The 20,805-nt window shown below is 56.7% G+C and carries 16 protein-coding genes; 1 reads left to right on the top strand and 15 read right to left on the bottom strand.

Annotation, left to right across the window (positions count from 1 at the left end):
* Positions 1 to 40: 40 nt before the first annotated feature.
* From AC1RMX_RS19255 to AC1RMX_RS19295, 9 genes are all read right to left on the bottom strand, one after another.
* Positions 41 to 1,285, bottom strand: coding sequence for a VWA domain-containing protein (locus AC1RMX_RS19255; RefSeq protein WP_096819305.1), 1,245 nt, complete (start codon positions 1,283 to 1,285; stop codon positions 41 to 43).
* Positions 1,286 to 1,359: 74 nt separating this feature from the next.
* The gene (locus AC1RMX_RS19260; protein WP_493072736.1) at positions 1,360 to 2,838 is read right to left on the bottom strand and encodes an APC family permease; all 1,479 of its coding nucleotides are present in this window, start codon (positions 2,836 to 2,838) and stop codon (positions 1,360 to 1,362) included.
* Positions 2,839 to 2,983: 145 nt separating this feature from the next.
* Positions 2,984 to 4,408 (bottom strand): gamma-aminobutyraldehyde dehydrogenase, encoded by a 1,425-nt coding sequence (locus AC1RMX_RS19265; protein WP_493072737.1) that lies wholly within the window; start codon positions 4,406 to 4,408, stop codon positions 2,984 to 2,986.
* A gap of 50 nt (positions 4,409 to 4,458) precedes the next feature.
* Entirely contained in the window at positions 4,459 to 5,268 is an 810-nt protein-coding gene (locus AC1RMX_RS19270; RefSeq protein WP_207866805.1) for an ABC transporter permease, read from the bottom strand.
* Positions 5,258 to 6,193: an ABC transporter permease gene (locus AC1RMX_RS19275; protein WP_007954664.1), complete on the bottom strand. Its 936-nt coding sequence runs from the start codon at positions 6,191 to 6,193 to the stop codon at positions 5,258 to 5,260. Before AC1RMX_RS19275 ends, AC1RMX_RS19270 begins: the two co-directional genes overlap by 11 nt.
* Before the next feature lies 1 nt (position 6,194).
* A complete protein-coding gene (locus AC1RMX_RS19280) occupies positions 6,195 to 7,232 on the bottom strand; it encodes an ABC transporter ATP-binding protein (protein ID WP_096819314.1) in 1,038 nt (345 codons plus the stop codon).
* Between the two features lie 213 nt (positions 7,233 to 7,445).
* Positions 7,446 to 8,597: a putative ABC transporter substrate-binding protein YdcS gene (gene ydcS, locus AC1RMX_RS19285; RefSeq protein WP_493072738.1), complete on the bottom strand. Its 1,152-nt coding sequence runs from the start codon at positions 8,595 to 8,597 to the stop codon at positions 7,446 to 7,448.
* An 82-nt stretch (positions 8,598 to 8,679) separates the two neighbouring features.
* Positions 8,680 to 10,167 (bottom strand): gamma-aminobutyraldehyde dehydrogenase, encoded by a 1,488-nt coding sequence (locus tag AC1RMX_RS19290; protein ID WP_493072739.1) that lies wholly within the window; start codon positions 10,165 to 10,167, stop codon positions 8,680 to 8,682.
* 99 nt (positions 10,168 to 10,266) lie between these two features.
* The gene (locus tag AC1RMX_RS19295; RefSeq protein WP_007954670.1) at positions 10,267 to 11,181 is read right to left on the bottom strand and encodes a LysR family transcriptional regulator; all 915 of its coding nucleotides are present in this window, start codon (positions 11,179 to 11,181) and stop codon (positions 10,267 to 10,269) included.
* 176 nt (positions 11,182 to 11,357) lie between these two features.
* Here AC1RMX_RS19295 and AC1RMX_RS19300 point away from each other — a divergent pair, with 176 nt between their 5' ends.
* Complete coding sequence (locus AC1RMX_RS19300; protein WP_493072740.1) at positions 11,358 to 12,080, top strand: tellurite resistance TerB family protein; 723 nt, start codon at positions 11,358 to 11,360, stop codon at positions 12,078 to 12,080.
* A 261-nt stretch (positions 12,081 to 12,341) separates the two neighbouring features.
* On the opposite strand, the gene AC1RMX_RS19305 is transcribed toward AC1RMX_RS19300, so the two are convergent.
* The 6 genes from AC1RMX_RS19305 to AC1RMX_RS19330 form a co-directional block, all read right to left on the bottom strand.
* Positions 12,342 to 13,058 carry a permease gene (locus AC1RMX_RS19305; RefSeq protein ID WP_493072741.1) on the bottom strand — a complete coding sequence of 239 codons (717 nt, stop codon included), beginning with the start codon at positions 13,056 to 13,058 and terminating at the stop codon, positions 12,342 to 12,344.
* Between the two features lie 7 nt (positions 13,059 to 13,065).
* On the bottom strand, positions 13,066 to 13,725 hold the full coding sequence (locus AC1RMX_RS19310) for a hypothetical protein (protein ID WP_493072742.1): 660 nt from the start codon (positions 13,723 to 13,725) through the stop codon (positions 13,066 to 13,068).
* 142 nt (positions 13,726 to 13,867) lie between these two features.
* On the bottom strand, positions 13,868 to 14,617 hold the full coding sequence (locus tag AC1RMX_RS19315) for a hypothetical protein (RefSeq protein ID WP_102619561.1): 750 nt from the start codon (positions 14,615 to 14,617) through the stop codon (positions 13,868 to 13,870).
* A gap of 20 nt (positions 14,618 to 14,637) precedes the next feature.
* The gene (locus AC1RMX_RS19320) at positions 14,638 to 18,099 is read right to left on the bottom strand and encodes a T6SS effector BTH_I2691 family protein (RefSeq protein ID WP_493072743.1); all 3,462 of its coding nucleotides are present in this window, start codon (positions 18,097 to 18,099) and stop codon (positions 14,638 to 14,640) included.
* On the bottom strand, positions 18,099 to 18,977 hold the full coding sequence (locus AC1RMX_RS19325) for a DUF4123 domain-containing protein (protein ID WP_493072744.1): 879 nt from the start codon (positions 18,975 to 18,977) through the stop codon (positions 18,099 to 18,101). Before AC1RMX_RS19325 ends, AC1RMX_RS19320 begins: the two co-directional genes overlap by 1 nt.
* Positions 18,974 to 20,805: type VI secretion system Vgr family protein (locus AC1RMX_RS19330; RefSeq protein WP_493072745.1), on the bottom strand; the 1,832-nt coding region annotated here is incomplete at its 5' end. The genes AC1RMX_RS19325 and AC1RMX_RS19330, both read right to left, overlap by 4 nt.

The following is a 20,805-nucleotide window of genomic DNA, read 5'->3' on the forward strand; positions in this document are numbered from 1 at the left end:
CGCGCTTGCGATGTGCCTGAGGTGTTGAGCGTTTCGTCGGTCAACGAATGATGTTTTTGGCTTTGGCTTCCTTGAGCCAAGAGGGGAATTCAGCCATCAACTTGTCGTACAGCTGTTCTTCGCTGATGTCGTGCAAGTCATCCAGTGCGAAGAAGCCGCAGTTGTCGACCACACGTCCACTCAGGGTGTCGAGCTTTTCCAGGACACCGTAGTTGGAGCCGCCGATGCCGACGAACTGCCAGAAAATCCCCTGCTTGGCAGCGTCTACCATCAGTTTGGTAATTTCGCGGTTTTTCGACACGCCGCCGTCACTGATGAAAATCACGAACATTGGCGTCTGCTCATCGGACTGCTGAAACGATGCCAATACTTTTTCGATGACTCGCGGTTCATCGTTGAAGCGACCGCCGACATTCCATTTCTTCCAGCCTTGGCTGTCGGTGTCGATGAAACGCTCATAGTTGCTGAGCGTGACGGGGGAGAGTTGCAGTGGTTTCTCGGCGAATGCCCAGCATTCCAGTTCGCCGTCTTCATCGAACGATACGGCCAGCGGGATGACCCGGTTGAGCACTTCCTGCACCCGGCCACGGGAATACTGGCCGTTCATCGAGCCGGTTGCGTCGAGCACCAACACCACGCGGGCTTTGGTTTCAGTGAGGTTGGCTTTCTCCAGGCTGACTTGCGCTTTCTTGGCCAGGCTGACCAATTGCGGGGCAGCATCGCCGACGCGTTTCTCCAGAGAGACCTTCGCTGATATCGGCGCCGGTGGTGCTTCTTCAGCAATTTCACCACCAAAATGTCGAACCAGCGCATCCAGACCTTCGGCATAACCTTGCAGGTTGGCCGCGATGCGCCACTCACCGTCCTTACGATACAGATCGGCGACCATGATCGCCTTCTCGCCAGTGAAATCGGCCCCCGAGAACGGGCAAGTTGCAAGCGTCTCGCCGACCGGGCTGAGCACTTCGAAGCTACTGGCGAGAATGTCCTTCATCGCGCCAGCGCCGTCGATTGAGGCTGTGAACACCAGACGCTCGATCGATGCCGGGAGCGAATCGAGGTTGATGGCGAAGCGGCCGCCATCGGTGATCCTGATGCTGGCGCAGGGCGTACTCGGCTGATTGAAAAAGACCATGTAGCGGTCATCCGAAAGCTTGCCTTGCGCATCGACGCCGAAGCAGACGAAGTCGATCACTTGCGCGGCGTCGATCCTGATCGAGAGCGTCAGTGCGCGTCCCTGAAGAATCTTTGATAACGGCAACCGTTGCCCTTGGCTGATCTGCATGTGTGACTTCCTTGAAATTTTGAATTCGGTGCCTTTCGACGCGACGGGTAATCTCGCCGAAAAGCACTGCGAAATCAAATTGACCAGGCGTCTCCCGCCGGCGCTTTGCCGTGGTCATACGGCTTGCCAATCCACATGTAAACCAGCCCCAGACCAATCACGATCGCCGTGCTCAGCACCATCGCGTAATTGATGTACCACGCCGCATCCGGCGTGCGTGGCCAGGCCATGTTGATGATTGCGCCGACGCCGTACACCAGCGCGCCGATGTTCACCGGCCAGCCCCAGGCGCCGAGGGTGAATTTGCCGCTCGGTTTCCAGCCTTTGCTGCGGGCGTACAGGGCGGCGAGGACGATCATCTGGAACGCGAGGTAGATGCCGATGGCGGCGAAGCTGACGATGGTGGCCACGGCGTCTTGCAGGAAGAAGCCGAGGGCGATGATCAGGCCGGGCAGGACGCCGGACACGAACAGCGCAGCAACCGGCACCTGGGTCGTAGGAGAAATCTTTTTCAGCAGTCGGCTGCCGATGACCATTTCATCGCGAGCGTAGGAATACAGCAGACGACTCGCCGCCGCTTGCAGGCTGATGACGCAGGAGATAAAGGAAATCATCACCACGCCCATCACCACTTTCGAGCCGACCGGGCCGAAGGCATTGTTGAGGATGGTGGTGACCGGGTCCTTGTCGGTGCCGTTGATCACCGCTTGCATGTCCGGCACGGCGAGGATCAGCGCCAGGCAAGCGAACATCGCCGCGATGCCGCCGATGTAGATGGTCATGCGCATGGCCACCGGGATTTTCTTGCTCGGGTTCGGGGTTTCTTCGGCCACGTCGCCGCAGGCCTCGAAGCCGTAGTAGAGGAACATCCCCGCCAGCGACGCGGTGAGAAACGCCGGAAGATAGGAGCCGTCGACACTGATGTCGAAAGTGTTGAACAGCACGCTGATCGGTTGGTGGCGCTCGAAAATCAGCAGGTACACGCCGACGATTACCGCACCCACCAGTTCACAGAGGAAGCCGAACATGGCAATCCGCGCCAGCACTTTGGTGCCGCTGAGGTTGACCAGTGTGGCGAACAGCGTCAGCACCAGGGCGATGACGATGTTGGTGTTGTTGCTCGGCTCAAACCCCAGCATGGCGGCGAGGTACGGGCCGGCGCCGACCGCAACAGCGGCGATGGTCACGCACAGGGCGATGGAGTAGATCCAGCCGACCATCCATGCCCATTTCTTGCCCACCAGGCGACGTGCCCAAGGATAAACGCCGCCGGAAATCGGGAACTGCGACACCACTTCGCCGAAGATCAGGCACACCAGCAATTGACCGCAGCCGACCAGCAAGTAAGCCCAGAACATCGGCGGCCCGCCAGCGGCCAGGCACAGGCCGAACAGGGTATAAACCCCTACGACCGGTGACAGATAAGTGAAGCCCAGCGCGAAGTTTTCCCACAGGCTCATGCTGCGGTTGAAGTTGGAGGTGTAGCCCAGTTGGCGCAGTTGTTCGGCATCGCTGTCGGCAACGGCGGCTGAGAGATCGGGTGATGCACTCATGTGTGTTTGCTCCGTGAAATCGGCAGATTTCGGATGGCCGAAACCGTGGCGGGGCTTGGTGAGCGCCGCCCGGATCGGTAGTTATTGTTTTGAATGCCTGGTGATGCGGATGACCGGTTTCTGCCTTGAATCCGGGGGAATGCTTTTAGTGCTTGAACATCACATGCCGAACCGTGGTGTAGTCCTCTAGCCCGTACATGGACATGTCCTTGCCGTAGCCGGACAGTTTCTGACCGCCATGAGGCATTTCGCTGACAAGCATGAAGTGCGTATTCACCCAGGTGCAGCCGTACTGCAAACGGGCGGACAGGCGATGGGCGCGCCCTACATCCGCCGTCCACACAGAGGAAGCGAGGCCGTAGTCCGAATCGTTGGCCCATTCCAGCGCCTGGGCTTCATCGGTGAATTTGGTCACCGACACCACCGGCCCGAACACTTCGCGGCGGACGATTTCGTCGTCCTGCTGCGCGTCGGCCAGCACCGTCGGTTCGAAGAAGAAACCGTTGCCGTCCACAGCCTTGCCGCCGGTGATCAGGCGGATGTGCGGTTGCGCCACGGCGCGTTCGACAAACCCGGCCACGCGGTCGCGATGTTGGGCGGTGATCAGTGGCCCGAGTTCGGTCGACGGATCATCCTGCAAGCCGTACTTGATGCTGCTGACCGCCGCGCCGAGCTTCTCGACGAACTTGTCGTAGATGCCTTGCTGGGCATAGATCCGGCACGCAGCGGTGCAGTCCTGGCCGGCGTTGTAGAAGCCGAAGGTACGGATGCCTTCAACCGCTGCATCGATGTCGGCGTCGTCGAAGATGATCACCGGGGCCTTGCCGCCCAGTTCCATGTGCATGCGTTTGACGCTGTCGGCGGTGCTGGAAATGATGTTCGAACCGGTGGCTATCGAGCCGGTCAGCGACACCATGCGCACTTTCGGATGGGTCACCAGCGGACTGCCCACGCTCGGCCCACGACCGAACACCAGATTGAGCACACCGGCCGGGAAAATATCCGACGCCAGTTCGGCCAGACGCAACGCGGTCAGCGGGGTTTGTTCCGACGGCTTGAGCACCACGGTATTACCGGCGGCGAGGGCCGGGGCGATTTTCCAGGCGACCATCATCAGCGGGTAGTTCCACGGCGCGATGGAGGCGATCACGCCCACCGGGTCGCGGCGGATCATAGAGGTGTGGCCGGGCAGGTATTCGCCGCCGGCCGAACCGCTCATGCAACGGCTGGCGCCGGCGAAGAAACGGAACACGTCGGCTATCGCCGGGATCTCGTCGTTCAGCGCAGCGCTGTAGGGTTTGCCGCAGTTGTCCGATTCCAGTTTCGCCAGTTCTTCGCGGTGGGCTTCGATGGTGTCGGCGAGTTTGAGCAGCAACAGCGAACGGTCTTTCGGCGTGGTCTGCGACCATTCGGCGAAGGCACTGTCGGCGGCGCGCACGGCGGCATCGACCTGGGCTTCGCTGGCCTCGTTGATTTCCACCAGCACTTCGCCACGCGCCGGGTTGAGCACCGGTTGCGCCGGGCCTTCGCCGTTGACCAGTTGGCCGTTGATCAAGAGTTTGGTTTGCATGTTGTTGTCCTCTTTCTACTGCAAATTCAGGGTGGGGAAGTTCAGGGAAATCATTTACCGCCGCTGCCGGCCACGCTCTCGCCACCTCGGGTCAGGTAGTAGGCGCCGAGGATCGGCAGCATGGTCACCAGCATCACCAGCATCGCCACGACGTTGGTCACCGGCACGTCCCGTGGGCGGCTCAGTTGATTGAGCAACCACAGCGGCAAGGTGCGTTCGTGGCCGGCGGTGAAGGTGGTGACGATGATTTCGTCGAACGACAGCGCAAACGCGAGCATGCCGCCGGCGAGCAACGCCGAGCCGAGGTTCGGCAGGATGATGTAGCGGAAGGTCTGCCAGCCGTCGGCACCGAGATCCATCGACGCCTCGATCAGGCTGTGGGAGGTGCGGCGCAAACGGGCGATGACGTTGTTGTAGACGATCACCACGCAGAAGGTCGCGTGGCCGACGATGATGGTGAACATCCCCGGCTCGATCCCCAGTGTCTTGAAGGTCGCCAGCAGCGCGATCCCGGTGATGATCCCCGGCAACGCAATCGGCAGGATCAGCATCAGCGAAATGCCCTGTTTGCCGAAGAAGTCCCGACGGTACAACGCCGCCGAAGCGAGGGTGCCGAGGACCATGGCAATCAGCGTGGCGATGCTCGCAATCTGCAGCGACAGCTTGATCGCTTCCAGCACGTCCGGCCGGGAAAACGCCACGCTGAACCAGTGCAGCGTGAAGCCTTTGGGTGGAAAGCTGAACGCCGCGTCTTCGGTGTTGAAGGCGTAGAGGAAGATGATGAGGATCGGGAAGTGCAAGAACACTAACCCACCCCAGGCTGCAATGCGCAAGCCTATTGAAGCCTTTTCAGAGTGCATCGAAGGCCCCCAGTCGTTTGACGATGGACAGGTAAATGGCGATCAGCACGATCGGCACCAGCGTGAACGCCGCAGCCATCGGCATGTTACCGATCGCGCCTTGCTGGGCGTAAACCATGCTGCCGACGAAGTAGCCCGGCGGGCCCACCAGTTGCGGCACGATGAAGTCGCCCAAGGTCAGCGAAAACGTGAAGATCGAACCGGCGGCAATGCCCGGCACCGACAGCGGCAGAATCACCTGCATGAAGGTCTGACGCGGTTTGGCCCCGAGGTCGGCGGAGGCTTGCAGCAGCGATGGTGGCAAGCGTTCCAGCGAAGCCTGGATCGGCAGGATCATGAACGGCAGCCAGATGTAGACGAACACCATGAACCGCCCCAGGTGCGAGGTCGACAAGGTGCTGCCGCCGACCCCGGGAATCCCCAGAATGAATTGCAGAACCGGTTCCAGCCCCAGGTGCTGAACGAACCACTGCGCGACGCCGCCCTTGGCCAGCAGTAGCGTCCAGGCGTAGGCCTTGACGATGTAACTGGCCCACATCGGCATCATCACCGCGATGTAGAAAAACGCCTTGGTCTTGCCGGTGGTGTAGCGCGCCATGTAATAGGCAATCGGGAACGCGACGATGGCGCTGGCGATCGACACCACGACGGCCATGCTCAGGGTGCGCAGGATGATGTCGAAGTTCGACGGCTGAAACAGCGCGGCGAAGTTGGCCAGGGTCAGGTCGGGCGTGACCGCCATGGTGAAGTCGTCGAAGGTGTAGAAACCTTGCCACAGCAGCACCAGCAGCGACCCCAGATAGATCGCGCCGAACCACAGCAGCGGCGGCACCAGCAGCATCGACAGATAGAGGTTCGGCTTGCGATAGAGCAGGTTGGAAAACCTGCGCAACGGCGCCGATTGAGGGAGGGCGAGGGCGGTCATGTCACACCCCGCTCGCAACGGTGTCGTGCAACGGAATCATCGCTTCCCGCGCCCAGCGTGCGCTGATGCGCTGACCGGTCTGGTGTTGCGCGCTGCTGTCGATCCACTGATTGTTGGCGTGGCTGATGCTCAGGGTCTGGCCGTTTTCCAGGGTCAGTTCATAGCGCGTGGCGCTGCCCTGATACTGGATGTCGTGGAGCAGACCGCTGACTTCGATTTCATGGCTGGCCAGCGGGCCTTCGGCGAAACGCACGTGTTCAGGGCGGATCGAAAACGGCTGCGGATGACCGCTGAGCTGGCGCGCCAGATCACCGCGAATCACGTTCGAGGTACCGACGAATTCGGCGACGAACGTCGTGGTGGGTTTCATGTACAGATTGCGCGGGGTGTCGACCTGCTCGATGCGACCCTTGTTGAACACGGCCACACGGTCGGACATCGACAGTGCTTCAGTCTGGTCGTGAGTGACGAAGATGAAGGTGATGCCGAGCTGGCGTTGCAGCTTCTTCAGTTCGCTCTGCATCTGTTCGCGCAGCTTGAGGTCGAGGGCGCCCAACGGTTCGTCGAGCAACAGCACTCGCGGACGATTGACCAACGCGCGGGCGAGGGCAACACGTTGGCGCTGACCGCCGGACAACTGCACCGGTTTGCGGGCGCCGTAGCCGCCGAGGGCGACCATGTCCAACGCTTCTTCGGCGCGCTTGTGGCGCTCGTTCTTGTTCACGCCTTTGACTTTCAAACCGTAGGCCACGTTGTCCAGCACGTTCATGTGCGGGAACAGCGCGTAATCCTGAAACACTGTGTTTACATCGCGTTGATAGGGCGGCAAACCGGCGGCTTCGGCGCCGTGAATGCGGATCGAGCCAGCGCTTGGTTGTTCGAACCCGGCGATCAGGCGCAGGCAAGTGGTCTTGCCCGAACCGGAAGGGCCGAGCATGGAAAAGAACTCGCCGTCCTGGATATCGATGGAAACCCGGTCAACGGCCTTCACCTCGCCGAACTGCCGGGAAACGTTGGTGAACTGGACTGCAAGCGTCATGGTGCGGTGCTCCAAAAAGGCGAGGGCCGTCGCAGCGGCCCTGCCTGGACTTCTGAAAAACAGTGTTCGAATTGATCGTTCCCACGCTCTGCGTGGGAATGCAGCCCGTGACGCTCTGCGTCAGCTCATGCGAATGGACGCGGAGCGTCCGGTGATGCATTCCCACGCAGACGGATCGACGCCTCGACGTGGGAACGATCGGTGTGTGGGCGATTACCTACCGCCCATAATCGCAATGTAGTCCTGCGTCCACCGGCTATAAGGCACAAACTTCCCACCCTCAGCCTGCGGTGTTTTCCAGAAGGCAATCTTCTCGAACTGATCAAACCCGTTGGTCTTGCAACCCTCGGCCCCGAGCAACTCACTGCCCTGACACGCCGCCGGAACTGCCGGCAACGAACCGAACCACGCCGCCACATCACCCTGGACTTTCGGCTGCAGCGACCAGTCCATCCACTTGTAGGCGCAGTTCGGGTGCTTGGCCTCGGCGTGCAGCATGGTGGTGTCGGCCCAGCCGGTGGCGCCTTCTTTCGGCACGGTCGAAGCGATTGGTTGCTTGTCGTTGATCAGTCCGTTGACCTGATACGGCCAGGCGCTGGACGCGACCACGCCTTCGTTCTTGAAATCGCTCATCTGCACGGTGGTGTCGTGCCAGTAGCGGTGGATCAGCTTCTGCTGGGCGCGCAACAGTTCCAGCACGGCTTTGTACTGATCTTCGGTGAGCTGGTACGGATCCTTGATCCCCAGCTCAGGCTTGGTGGATTTCAGATAGAGCGCCGCGTCGGCGATGTAGATCGGGCCGTCGTAGGCTTGCACACGGCCCTTGTTCGACTTGCCGTCAGGCAGATTCTGTTCGGCGAACACCACGTTCCAGCTGGTCGGCGCGGTCTTGAACACGTTGGTGTTGTACATCAGCACGTTCGGGCCCCACTGGTAGGGGGTGCCGTAGGTTTCCTTGTTGACCACGTACCACGGCGCGTCTTTCAGGCGTGGGTCGAGGGTTTTCCAGTTCTGGATCAACGCAGTGTTGATCGGTTGCACACGCTTGCCGACGATCAACCGCAGCGACGCATCGCCCGACGCCGTCACCAGGTCGTAACCGCCCTTGGCCATCAGGCTGACCATTTCGTCAGACGTGGCGGCGGTTTTTACATTCACCTTGCAGCCGGTTTCCTTCTCGAAACCGGTCACCCAGTCGTAGGCCTTGTCGCTCTCACCGCGTTCGATGTAACCGGGCCAGGCGACGATATCCAGCTGGCCTTCGCCGGCGCCGACGGCTTTCAGCGGTTCGGCGGCCTGCAGACTGGCGCTGGCCAGCAGGGCCGTGGTGATTGCACTGAGCAGTGCGGTCTTGTGCACGAACATGGTGAACCCTCTTCTTTAAATTATGGTCGGGGCAGTTGTGAACGCGGTGAAGCATGCCGTGGTCGGCTTGTTATTAGCGTAGTCAGAGATGCTGGCCGTGGCGTGCCATGATGTGCCGCACCACGCTGTAGTCCTGTAGCGAATCGCTGGATAAGTCTTTGCCGTAGCCGGAGCGTTTCAGCCCGCCGTGGGGCATTTCGCTGACCAGCATGAAATGACTGTTGATCCAGGTGCAGCCGTATTGCAGGCGTGCGGCGACCTGCATTGCTTTATCAAGGTTCTGCGTCCAGACCGACGAGGCGAGGCCGTATTCCGAGTCGTTGGCCCAGTCCACCGCTTGCGCCAGTTCGTCGAAGCGGGTCACGGTCACCACCGGGCCGAACACTTCACGCTGGACGATTTCATCGCTCTGTTTGCAACCCGCCAGCAGGGTTGGCTGATAGAAGAACCCGGCGCCGGAATGCACTGCCGCACCGGTCACTCGTTCGATGTGCGGCTGACCGAGGGCGCGCTCGACGAAACTGGCCACACGGTCGCGCTGACGGGTGCTGATCAGCGGGCCGATCTCGTTGTCGGCGTCGCGTTTGCCGGCGAAGCGCAGGCTGCTGACCGCCGGGCCGAGTTCGGCGACCAATTTGTCGTGAATTCCTGCCTGGGCGTAGATCCGGCAAGCCGCCGTGCAATCCTGCCCGGCGTTGTAATAGCCGTAAGTGCGAACGCCTTCGACCACGGCTTTGATGTCGGCGTCGTTGCAGACGATCACCGGGGCCTTGCCGCCGAGTTCGAGGTGCGTGCGCTTGAGGGTTTTGGCGGCGGCCTGGAGGATTTTCTGGCCGGTGACGATATCGCCGGTCAGCGACACCATGCGTACTTTCGGGTGGCCGACCAAGTGGCTGCCGACGCCTTCGCCGCCACCGCAGACGATGTTGATCACCCCGCGTGGCAGAATTTCGGCCAGCGCCGGAGCCAGCGCCAGAATCGACAACGGCGTGTGCTCGGACGGCTTGAACACCAGCGTGTTGCCGGCGGCGAGGGCCGGGGCGATCTTCCACGCGGCCATCATGATCGGGTAGTTCCACGGCGCAATCGAGGCGACGACGCCAATCGGATCGCGGCGCACCATGCTGGTGTAGCCTGGCACGTATTCGCCACTGAGCTGGCCGGTCTGGCAGCGCACGGCGCCAGCGAAAAAGCGAAACACATCGACCGTGGCGGTCAAATCATCCTGCCGCGCCAGATGCAGCGGTTTGCCGCAGTTCAGGGCTTCGAGGCGGGCGAGGTGATCGGCGTGCTTTTCGACGGCGTTGGCGATTTCCAGCAGCAAGTTGGAGCGTTGTTGCGGAGTCGTGCGTGACCACTCGGCAAAGGCGCGGTGGGCGGCGAGGATGGCGGCTTCGACTTGCTCGGTGCTGGCTTCGGCGATCTGGGTCAGGACTTCGCCGGTGGCCGGGTTGAGGATCGGTTCGACAAATCCTTGCCCGGCGACCAGTTCGCCGTCGATCAGCAACGCGGTGTGCATGTGGGTCTGCGCGCCAGCCATTTTCCGTGATCTCTTTTCTTGTATGGCCATGTTGCTCCCTGTTCCGGAAGCCGACCGTCTTATAGATGCAGCAAGACTAGTGCGCGGCTCCGGGGTCGACAAATTCTAAATACTGAAGGTGGCATTCGATTAAATAGATGGCTTGCGTCCGCCGTGGGGCTGTTCGCGGGCCACAGTCAGGAACGGGTCGACCAGCGCAGGGCGTGCGGTGCCACGGCGCCAGGCCAGACCGACGTCGAGGGTCTGGTTGAGGTCGGCAATCGGTCGGGCTTCGATGATGTCCCCTTCCAGCGACCATGGGCGGTAAGTCATGTCGGGCTGGATCGACACGCCCAGGCCGGCCGCGACCAGACTTCGCACCGCCTCTGTGGACGCGGTTCTGAGGGTGATCTTCGGTTGCAGTCCGGCACCGCGCCAAAGGCGTTGGGCATTGCGATCCATCTCGTCGACGTTCAGTTGAATCAACGGCTCCCGGGCGACGTCGGCGAGGTTGATGCTGTCGTGTTCCAGCAGCGGATGCTGGGCCGGCAGCCACAAACGGTGCGGTGAATGAGTCAGCACTTCAGTCTGCAAGGCGTGGCGGTCTTCGAGGTTGGAGAGGATCAACACCCCGACATCGATCTCGCCGCTGACCAGCAAATGCTCGATGTACGGCCGCTCGTCTTCCATCACCCGGATCTCGACGTTGGGGTACGCACGCTGGAAACGAGTGAGCAAATCCGCCAGGTAATAACCGGCCACCAGACTGGTCACGCCGACGATCAACTGCCCGGCGACCTGATCGGTGCTTTGTTGCAGGCTGCGTTTGGCGTTGTCCACGGTCGCCAGAATCAAGTGCGCCTGGCGCAGGAACTGGTGGCCCTGATGGGTAAGGGTCATGCCCTTGGCGTGGCGGTTGAACAGGCTGACGCCGATTTCTTCCTCCAGTTGCTGGATGGCCAGGGTCAGGGTCGACTGGGAAATGAACGCGGTCTGCGCGGCGGCGGAGATCGAGCCGGTCTCGGCCACGGCGATGAAATGGCGGATCTGACGCAAGGTCATCATGGAAGGTTTACCCGGTGGACGGTTTTTATAGATTGTCTCGAGTGTATATCTATTTTCACGAAGGGCTGCCGAGGGCCAGGCAACATCTGGAAGCACACTCTCACCCAAACGACGGGCACTTTCGAACTAGGCTGAGGGCCTTATTGATCCGGATAACCCCTGTTTGGAGGCGGAACATGAACACCCGTGGATTGCTCGATCAACTCCTCAAGTCCGGCCAGGATCTGCTGCAGAACAAGGCGGGCGGGGCACAGAACAAACCGGCGGCCGGTGGGCTCGGCGGTTTGTTGGGCGGGGCCACCGGTGCCAACGGCCTCGGCAGCCTGCTCTCCGGCGCCGGTGGAGGTGCCCTGGCGGCCGGCGCCATGGGCCTGCTGCTGGGCAGTAAAAAGGCCCGCAAGGTTGGCGGTAAAGTCGCCATTTACGGCGGCCTCGCCGCATTGGGCATGATCGCCTACAAAGCCTACGGCAACTGGAACGCGCAAAAAGGCACCGCCCCGCAGAACGAACCGCAAACCCTGGATCGCCTGCCACCGGCGCAAGTCGAACAACACAGCCAGGCCATCCTCAAGGCTCTGGTCGCCGCCGCCAAAGCCGACGGCCACATCGACGACCGCGAACGCCAGCTGATTGAAGGTGAATTCACCAAGCTCGACAACGATCAGGAGCTCAAACACTGGCTTCACGCCGAACTCAACAAACCCCTCGACCCCACCGACGTCGCCCGCGCGGCAAGCACGCCGGAGATGGCTGCCGAGATGTACGTGGCGAGCGTGATGATGGTGGATGAGGAGAATTTCATGGAGAAGGCGTATCTGGATGAGCTGGCGAAGCAGTTGAAGCTGGAGCCGGGGTTGAAGGTGGAGTTGGAGAGGCAGGTGCGTCAGGCAACTTTTTAGGTTGTGAATTCGACGAGGCGGTTAGGCAGGTTCCAGAACGTCATGACCGCAGCCATAAATGGTCCACCCGGCGTCATTTACCATGAGAGCACCTGGGGCATGCCGCCACTGAAATCCAGGTAAGTATAAGTGGGCAGCGGCAACGGTGCTCTCGGATCAAGGAAAAGGTGACAGATCCATTTGTTAGAAAATGGATCTGTCACCTTTCTATCTTTTATATATTTAGATAAGTAGTCGGTGTGATTATAAGTTTTTCAATAATTACCATTGCCAATTCTTTTCTGTGAATATGGCGTTGCTTGGTAGTACTGCTTTCAAAGTTCTCAAGTAACGATCGAATGTAGCCGTTTCTTGGAAGCGTGCTTCGAATCCCACTGATTGGTTGGTTCTATGGATGATTATCATGAGCCTGGACCGATCTATAGTTACAAAATTATATTCCGTCCAAGGGGAGCTGCGCGAGTTGGTTATTTTGTTTTTCCAGTCGAGAAGGGATTTTGCCGCTCCAAGAGCCATAGCTGCCGGGCCGATCATAAAGGCCAAGGACCCTGTATAAATCGCAACGCCTGAGAAAAATAATATTATAAAAATAGCGAGGCTTTTGAAAATGGTTCCGGAAGATTCTGGGTAGTGCCGATAATGTTCGACTTTTCCATGGTTCTCTGTGATGGAGTAATTGAATACTGTTTTTTGGCGTAATATAAATATGAAGTAGATGGTCAGTGCGTACGAAAATATATACGCCGACAAAAGTCCAAGCATATATTGTGGCAGGTTGTTCCAAGTGATGGCCGTTACAAAAATATTCATTAGCGTCGCGCCAGCAAAGAGCCAGAGCTGTGCTTTCATGATTTCCTTAGGTGGAGATTTTATTGTTTTTGTCGACCATTCCATAAGGACGCGTTCATGTGCACTTGGTTCTTCTTCAAAGGCTCTGCATGAAATCTGGTTGAATGAATTGTCACTGGGTTTTGTCATGTTCGTATTATTCCGCTACGGCCAGGATCATCGCGCAGGTTTCGATGTTTCGGTTTGATAGTTCACCATATCCAATCTTTTTCCGCAAAAACTGCATCTTTCGGAAGTGGTTTTTAAGTGTTGATAAGTATTCTGCAAATAAGCTTTCGGGAAGCCTGGCCTCGAAGCCGATCATGATGTCGGTGTATTGAGCTACGATTAAACGTCTTTTTTTGTCGATGATGACGAACTTGTATTCTTTCCATTCGGATGATTCTTCTATTTTCGGAGTGTTATTCCAGGTAAGAAAAAATTTAGCTGCTATCAAGGCCATCCCTGCAGGGCCTGCGAGTATTAAAGCCGATGAAGGGCTATAGATAATGGTTGCGATAATAATTATGAAAAATAGCGCCGATATGGCCTTGAATACGGTATGAGCAGACTTTGGAAAGTTTACTGAAGATTCCTCGGTTCCCACTGTTTCGGTAATAGTATAGGTATATGTCTTTTTTTGATGAACGACAAGAATCCAAAGGTAGGTGGCTACCAAAGTCGAGATTATACCAGCATGAAGATTCAGGAAAATGGAGCCATTTTCTTCTGATAAGTTGAGGGTATAAGACTCGTGGATACCATTTATTATCGCCGCTACACCGATGGCTATAATAATTGCCATGCCGATGTCCATGTTGGTTGTATTCCGGGGTTTGGCTTTTATCGTTCATTTCATCAGGATTTTTTCCTGATTTTTTAATGGTTTTTCTGAAGGGGTCGTGTCGTTTTTTAATTCCATTGTTTGTGGTTTTCTTGTCGTTTTGCTTGCATTTTTGTCAATCAGTGCTTAGCGGTACATCGACTTTGGCGGTGATGAAGGGCACGTCTTTGGATAAGTAGGGTTTAATCAGGTTGGCTACAGTTTTTTTTTGTTTGTTGCCGCAGAAAATGTTCAGGTTCCAGTTCGTTTTATGGTTGTCGCCGTCTTGAATGACGCTGTACTTTAAATCTACGACTTCTCTGTTTGTAGCGATAGCCAGTTGGGTGATGTCTTCCCATCTGTATGCGTAGTGGTGATGTTGGGTGTGCATTTCTTGGTAGTTTTTCGAGTTGATCAGCAGGAGGTAGGTCAAGCCCATGCCGCCCGGTCCTATCAGGGCACCTATCAAAAAAGCAGGATCAATAACGGCCAGCAGAATGAAAGCGATTGCTGTTATTCCGGAGAACCATTTGAGAAATGTGAAAGTATATTTGGAGAGGTTCTTCCACTTGCAATATTCTATTCCTGACCGGGTAAGACGGTAAGCGAAATTCATTTTTTGATGGGTGATTGATATTAATGAAATGCCCACTGTAATGAAAAATAGAGAAGTCAATGTTGCACTGAAAACAGGATCGTCGTCCATGCTTTGATATATAAAAAATGAAGCTGTCGTTATGGCGATTAGGCAGGCAAAAAACATTAAATTGGCAACAAAGGTGTTGTAGTTTCTTGCTCGGATTGTCCACTCCAATAATGCTGGTTCTTTTTCATGCTTCCATTGTAGCTGCGGAGGCAGTGCTGGTGGCTTTTCAAAATTTAACATGGTGGCGTTCATTGAATATCTCAAAGCGGGACCGATATTTTTAAAAGTTTGGTGTTTTTTTTGCTTAATACGATATCATCGCTCAATTCGCCATTGAAAGCATTGTTGGCTCGATCTGCTTCACTGGTGGCCCATTCCAGTGCCATTCTAAACATGTAGTTGCTTCCGTTTTCAAGTTGAAGAACTCCCGCAGGATACTTTACTTCCAGTTCTAAGATTGGGCTTTCAATTGATGTGTTAATCCATGCTTGCCACAAACGATGCTGGTCCGTTTTTTTGTAACTGTAGTCAGAAAGAGAGTGCATGTTTCCATTCTCGTTTGGTAGTGTTCCGAACAGTTTTGGGTCAATCCAGTTTCCACAAAGAAATTGTTCATAAAAATTGTTGCTTGTAGTCTGCAATTCATCTTTTGAAAAGAGGTTTTTCTTGATCATTGCTGGTTGAAGCATGATTTCTTTGCCAGTTAATGAACTGGGTATCTGTATTTGTATCCAAAAGCCGAGCCACTTTCTTGGAGTGCTGCCTCCTCCGTAGTATAAGGCCCTTCCACCTACACTTGGCCGTTGTAGAGTTTCCAGCAGAGCGCGCATTTGTTTTGAATGGCCGTCCTCGCTCAACCACTCAGGTATGGTCCCACGCCCCCAACTACAGCGGTACAACCAGAGACGCAACCCTTCTCGTTTAAAACGGTTTGCGGCCATTGATATCATTAAATATGCAACGCCGAGGACTGCAATGATTATGGTCACGGGATTGGACATAACCCAAGCGAAGCCAAACCAGTAGCCGAGCCCCGCTCCAATGGTTTGTATGCCCGCAATGGCGGACATGCCTAATACGACCACTCTTTTAGCGTTGAGTAGTTTCTTTTCCTCATCGCTAGTCGCATTACCGACGTCTTTAGATAATTGCCAAGCTTCAAGACTAGTCGCGATAGCTCCCAAAGCCGCCCAAGTGACCGTTCTTAAAATCAAGCCTTTGGAGGCAGAAGCAAATTCGCCCGCAACTGCAGAGTTAGCTCCAGATTTGGCAGCCTCTTTGGCTGCCTTCAGCCATTGCTTGTATGCGCCTTGAGTCAGCTTCAGCGTTTCAGTACCAAGTTGCATAGACATCGCTCCGGCGCGGCTCCAAGCTGGGCCTACCCACAATGCAGCGATAGCGTTGGCTGCATAGGACGCGTTTGCGCCGATATTGCGCAATTCATCAGCCGTGAAAACCCCATCGTTTTGCGCTTGTTTCGCAGTGTTGTATGCGTTCCAGATGTTCAAGCCAACAAGCAAGGCGGGCAATGCGTTGCCCAGATTTTGGCTCATCCAGGATTTAGTGCGTGTCAAATAGGCTGGCGTGCCTGCAACTTTGAGTTGTGCAATAACTTCCGACTGTCCCAAATCGGCGAGCCAGCCATTTATCTTCGGTAAATCAGAACTCAGGCGAGTGCTCCCTGAGGCTTTGGCTATGACCTTGCTGGGGCGTTCCAACATAAGCGATTTCATTTGCTCCTCAAGAGCATCTAAAGAAATGCGAGCGGAGCGTTGGTCATATGCTGGCGCGGGACGTTGTAACACTCCTTTGGTGCCGGATATCTTTTTTTGTATAGGTATGACTTTCGTCATCCAGGCCTGATAGTCACGTTGGTAGGTCGAGCTGCGGGCGAGTTGGGTTGCGCTAGAGATCTCTGTAGAAATTAATACCTGTGGCACTGCCAGTGTCAGTGCGGCCTCTTGCTTCATCGCTGGAAGAAGCATAATGCTGAGTCCGTGCCATGCATCTCTGGCCCTGTTGTTGGCGACTTTGATTAACGTGGACATTGATTGCTTTGCAGCATTGCTCATGGCTTTGTAGAGCTTGCTGTTTTTGACGGACTCCAGATCCAGTACTGCTTTGACCTCAGCCGTTCGAGTGGTGACACTCGTGGCATCTCCCGGGGAGGTCGGTGACAATGGAGCGGTGCTGCCATCACTTTCACGACCTTGGTCATCAAGGTTACCGCTAGTGGCAAAGTTGTGTGTTATCTGCTTGATGAGTGCAGCGAGTTCCGGATTGAAATTGAACAATGCAGTGCCAAACAGGGTACTTGGGCGCGCTGCCTGTTTGCATAACCATTCCTGTCCCTTTTCACTATTACCCAACAAGGTGTACACCGCGTGGGCTGTTTCCAGTAATTGGCAGGCTTGGGCTTCATTACAAGTGTCATGGTAGATCGCCTCTGCGCTTGGGCTGAGTTGGTCAATCCAGGTGATCAAGTCTTGCACACTGTGCTCGCAATGCTTTTGAAGCTTTAAGGCTTCAAGCGTGCTCGTGCTCAGATATTTCTGGACTTCATCAAACCGTACGTCTTCGCGCCAGAGTCGTTTGGCATTCCATTCCTCAAGCGCGCTTTGCCATTTTTTCTGATCTGGTAGATCTCCCCACTTGCCTTTGAATGAGGCTTGGGCGGCAGAAGTGCTGGACGCTGACCCCATTTCCACCATGCCGACTTGGTCACCAGAGACAAGGTCTTTAGCCCGCTCCGTTTCATCGTTGTTGCTTAAAAGCTTGTAGAGGTCGTCGGCATAGGCCTGCCGCTTGATTGGATCTTTTATGGATGAAGGCGTGAAAACGTCGGTATTGAAGCCACATAGATTCTCTACAGCAATTGCACTTTGCAGTTTTTGCTGATTCAAGCCTTCAAACTGACTTTGCTCCAGAAGCCGACCGGCAAGGTTCATGCTTAAGTCGCTAACCATTGCCAAGGGATCATCCAGAGCGATAAACAGGGCAGTATCCTGCTCAGGGACTTTGCCACGCACCAGCGCCTCTTCGAATGCCGGTTTGAATGCTCCGCCGTTTTCCGATGCTGTTGTGGGAAGGCAAGTGCTTGTGAATGCAGGTGCACTTTCGCCAGATGCGAGAATGTCCGAAACACTTTTACCCAACTCTGTAATCGGACCGCCATGGCCTACTTTTGCGCTCTTGCAGAAGCCCGCCAGATCGACTTTTCGCATCCATTGGGTCTGTTCCGTCTTGCTATTTCGCATCAGTTCGCACATGCGCCAAGTCCATTGGACTGGAGAATAGGCAATACGCAACTGATTACGGCGGGGATAGAGCAGGTATGAATGTGTTTCGCCAGGGTTGTTGCGCACATCCTGGTTTAGTTGGCTGTCAGTCCACTTATGACGGGTGAATTGTTCGCCTTTGACCTGGTACTCGTGGAAGGTCTTATCAACGCTGTCCCATACATACAGCCAGCCATCGCGCAGTTGGCGAAGGGTGTAGCTGCGGGTCTTGAGTTCAGCCGGTTTGTCTGACCAGTCTTTAGGTAGCGGATTCGGACCTTGGGCGCTGCCTTTTTTGGGGGACTCATCCACCGCGTAGCGCACCGGGAAAATGGCGACTTCACCAGCCATCAGTGCGCACTGTCCCGATCCCATGGTCGTGTTGGTGAAATTCTGGTTTCGGTTGGCCTGTTTCAGTTGGGCGTCAGTCGCGGGCTGAGTCATCACACTTCCTTGTTGATTTCGATGTCCAGGCAATCGTTGTCCATCTTCTGGATACGGATTTCTGGAGCGAGCCTGGAGGCCTCCGGGGTGCGGGCCAACCAGTTCTGATAAGGCTCATTCACGTGCTCAGTGAATCCTGCCCCCCATCGCAGGCTGTATTCCACCCAGATAGCGAGACTACGCTCACTTGACAGTCCCCAAGCTTGAGCTTCATCCAGTCGTTCATCAAACCACTGGGTGCGACTGCTCAATTTCAGGGTAGCGAGGTGCCGAGGATGGTATTGCTCAAAATTTTCGTGCAGTCGCTCCATGAATTGCCAGCGCGCCGCGTGTCCAAGTGCATCCAGTTGTGTTTGCCCCAATTGGGCGTAGCTGTCTTGCCACGCCAGTGGAGCAGAGGTCCGAAGAAAATTTAACCATTGAACAGCAGGGTTTGCTTCCCACGAATGTGGTCGTTCAGGTATTGACCATGATTCGATCGGGCCAAGTATCACATTCAGGTGTTCACCCTGATAACTGCCTAGCCAATATCGTGTGACTAGTGGGTCGGCGAAGCGAAGCATTCCGTTGCCACCCAACACATCGGAAGGTGCGATATACCGTCTCAAGTGGTCCGCAACAACACTCATCGGGGCAGAACTGTATAGCAGGCTGGCGTCTATTTGATGGTTAGCATTCTGATACGTCTGGCTAATCATGCTCGTTGAACTTGAGGGCTTCACCAATATTGGCCCCAGATCCATCAACTCCGCCCAACGCGTTCCCAGGTACAGCGGTTCAATTTCCAGCGGCTCGCCAAGCTGGTAAAGGCTGGCAATCGCGTTGGGGCGCAGGACCCCATCAATCAGCAAAAAATTTGCGTTAGAAAGTTTGCTCACGTGGCGGATCCCTTCGCAAATTCGGCGGCGGCCTTTTCACAAATCTCACAACGAGGGGTTCCTCGCATCAACGCCTGCCGCTGAGCCGGTACCAACAACTTCCCGGCTTTATCCGCATCCGCCTGCTTCAACGGCCCCGGCATCAACGGCGCCGCACCGGTCCCGCTCCCCGGCCCACCACCGGAGTTGATATTGATCGCCGGCCCGCTCATGGTTACGCCGCCGCCATCGATCTTGATGAAGCTGCCACCGCCGACCAACGTCAGTTCAGCCCCAGCCTCCAGCACCACCTTCATGCCGCTGCTCAGGTGAATTTCCTGCCCAGCGTCGATGAATTGCCCGGTGCCGATCTTGATGTGCTGGTTCACGCCCACGGTCAGGTGGTCGTTGGCCCGTGCTTCGACTTTGCGGTCTTCGTAAACGGTGTGGTGTTCTTCGGCCTTGAATTCCGTGTAGCTGTTCTTTTCCACGACGTCGTGGCGTTCGTTGCCGACGCGGATTTTCTGGTCGTGTTCGATGTTTTCGTCCCAGTCGCGCTGGGCGTGGAGGAAGATCTGTTCCTGGCCTTTCTTGTCTTCGATGCGCAGTTCGTTGAAGCCACCGCCGCCCATCGAGCTCAGGGTCTTGAAAGTGGTGCGCGTCTTGTTCGCCGGCAGGGCGTACGGGACGGTGTTTTCCTTGTGGTACAGGCAGCCGCTGATCAGCGGCTGGTCGGGGTCGCCTTCGAGGAAGGTGACCAGCACTTCCATGCCGATGCGCGGAATGGCGATGCCGCCGTACTGGGCGCCGGCCCAGGCGCTGGAGACGCGCAACCAGCAGCTGGTCTTGTCGTCGGCCTGGCCTTCACGATCCCAGTGGAACTGGACTTTGACGCGGCCGTATTCGTCGCAGTGGATTTCCTGGCCTTTGGGGCCGGTGACCACGGCGCTCTGGCTGCCGAGGATGCGCGGTTTCGGGTGGCGCAGGGGCGGGCGGTTCGGCACGTCCCACGGGGTGGCCTGGAAGCGGTTGCGGTAGCCCTGATGGAAATCGTCTTTCAGCGCGGTGGTGTCACTGGTGACGGATTCTTCCAGCACTTGCGGCTGTTTGCCTTCGTGCAGGACTTCGGTGAGCAGCCACAGGTCGTTCCACTTGGCCTTCGGGTGTTCTTTCAGTGCGAGGAAATGGCCGCTGACCAGCAGCGGCTGGTCGCTCTTGCCTTCGGCGAGCTGGAAGTCGCTGCGATGGCGTTCGAGGGCGCGTTTGGCCAGGTGTTTGCCACGCTCGCGGTCGACGAAACGGCCGGGGTAGTCGTAATCCTCGAGGTCGGGCAGGGCGTCGCCACGGTTTTCGCTTTCGAGGGTGATGCGCGGTTTTTCGAAGTCGTAATCGCGGCGGGTGGTTCGGCTGGTGCGGGTTTCCAGGCGCAGGTCGAAGCGCTTGATCACCGGGTCGCTGGCGACCATGCCGGAGTCCTGCTGATAGGCCACCGGTGCCAGTTTGTGGAACACCGTCTGGTCGTCGCCGAACACCAGTTTGTGCGCCGTGGCGCTGTGCTGGAAGTGGTAGTGAATGCCTTCTTCTTCGCACAGGCGCTGGATGAAATGCAGGTCCGATTCGTCGTACTGCACGCAGTAGATGCGCTCGGGGTAGATCGAACCGGTCTGGAACTCATAGGCGTTGCCCTGGATGCCATGTTCTTCGAGGACCTTGCCGATGATTTTCGGCACGCTGAGGTTCTGGAAGATCCGCTGGTTGATCCGGTGCGCCATGTACGCCAGTTGCGGGCGCAGGGTCACGGAGTAGCGCGTCAGGCGCTTGCCGGAATCGCCTTGCGCGGCGCGGTAGA

Source organism: Pseudomonas sp. GW822-FHT03F04, assembly GCF_058801405.1.

Coding starts and splice junctions, on each gene's coding strand:
- AC1RMX_RS19255 (WP_096819305.1), bottom strand. CDS start 1,285: ATGCAGATCAGCCAAGGGCAACGGTTGCCGTTATCAAAGATTCTTCAG.
- AC1RMX_RS19260 (WP_493072736.1), bottom strand. CDS start 2,838: ATGAGTGCATCACCCGATCTCTCAGCCGCCGTTGCCGACAGCGATGCC.
- AC1RMX_RS19265 (WP_493072737.1), bottom strand. CDS start 4,408: ATGCAAACCAAACTCTTGATCAACGGCCAACTGGTCAACGGCGAAGGC.
- AC1RMX_RS19270 (WP_207866805.1), bottom strand. CDS start 5,268: ATGCACTCTGAAAAGGCTTCAATAGGCTTGCGCATTGCAGCCTGGGGT.
- AC1RMX_RS19275 (WP_007954664.1), bottom strand. CDS start 6,193: ATGACCGCCCTCGCCCTCCCTCAATCGGCGCCGTTGCGCAGGTTTTCC.
- AC1RMX_RS19280 (WP_096819314.1), bottom strand. CDS start 7,232: ATGACGCTTGCAGTCCAGTTCACCAACGTTTCCCGGCAGTTCGGCGAG.
- ydcS (WP_493072738.1), bottom strand. CDS start 8,597: ATGTTCGTGCACAAGACCGCACTGCTCAGTGCAATCACCACGGCCCTG.
- AC1RMX_RS19290 (WP_493072739.1), bottom strand. CDS start 10,167: ATGGCCATACAAGAAAAGAGATCACGGAAAATGGCTGGCGCGCAGACC.
- AC1RMX_RS19295 (WP_007954670.1), bottom strand. CDS start 11,181: ATGATGACCTTGCGTCAGATCCGCCATTTCATCGCCGTGGCCGAGACC.
- AC1RMX_RS19300 (WP_493072740.1), top strand. CDS start 11,358: ATGAACACCCGTGGATTGCTCGATCAACTCCTCAAGTCCGGCCAGGAT.
- AC1RMX_RS19305 (WP_493072741.1), bottom strand. CDS start 13,058: ATGACAAAACCCAGTGACAATTCATTCAACCAGATTTCATGCAGAGCC.
- AC1RMX_RS19310 (WP_493072742.1), bottom strand. CDS start 13,725: ATGGACATCGGCATGGCAATTATTATAGCCATCGGTGTAGCGGCGATA.
- AC1RMX_RS19315 (WP_102619561.1), bottom strand. CDS start 14,617: ATGTTAAATTTTGAAAAGCCACCAGCACTGCCTCCGCAGCTACAATGG.
- AC1RMX_RS19320 (WP_493072743.1), bottom strand. CDS start 18,099: ATGACTCAGCCCGCGACTGACGCCCAACTGAAACAGGCCAACCGAAAC.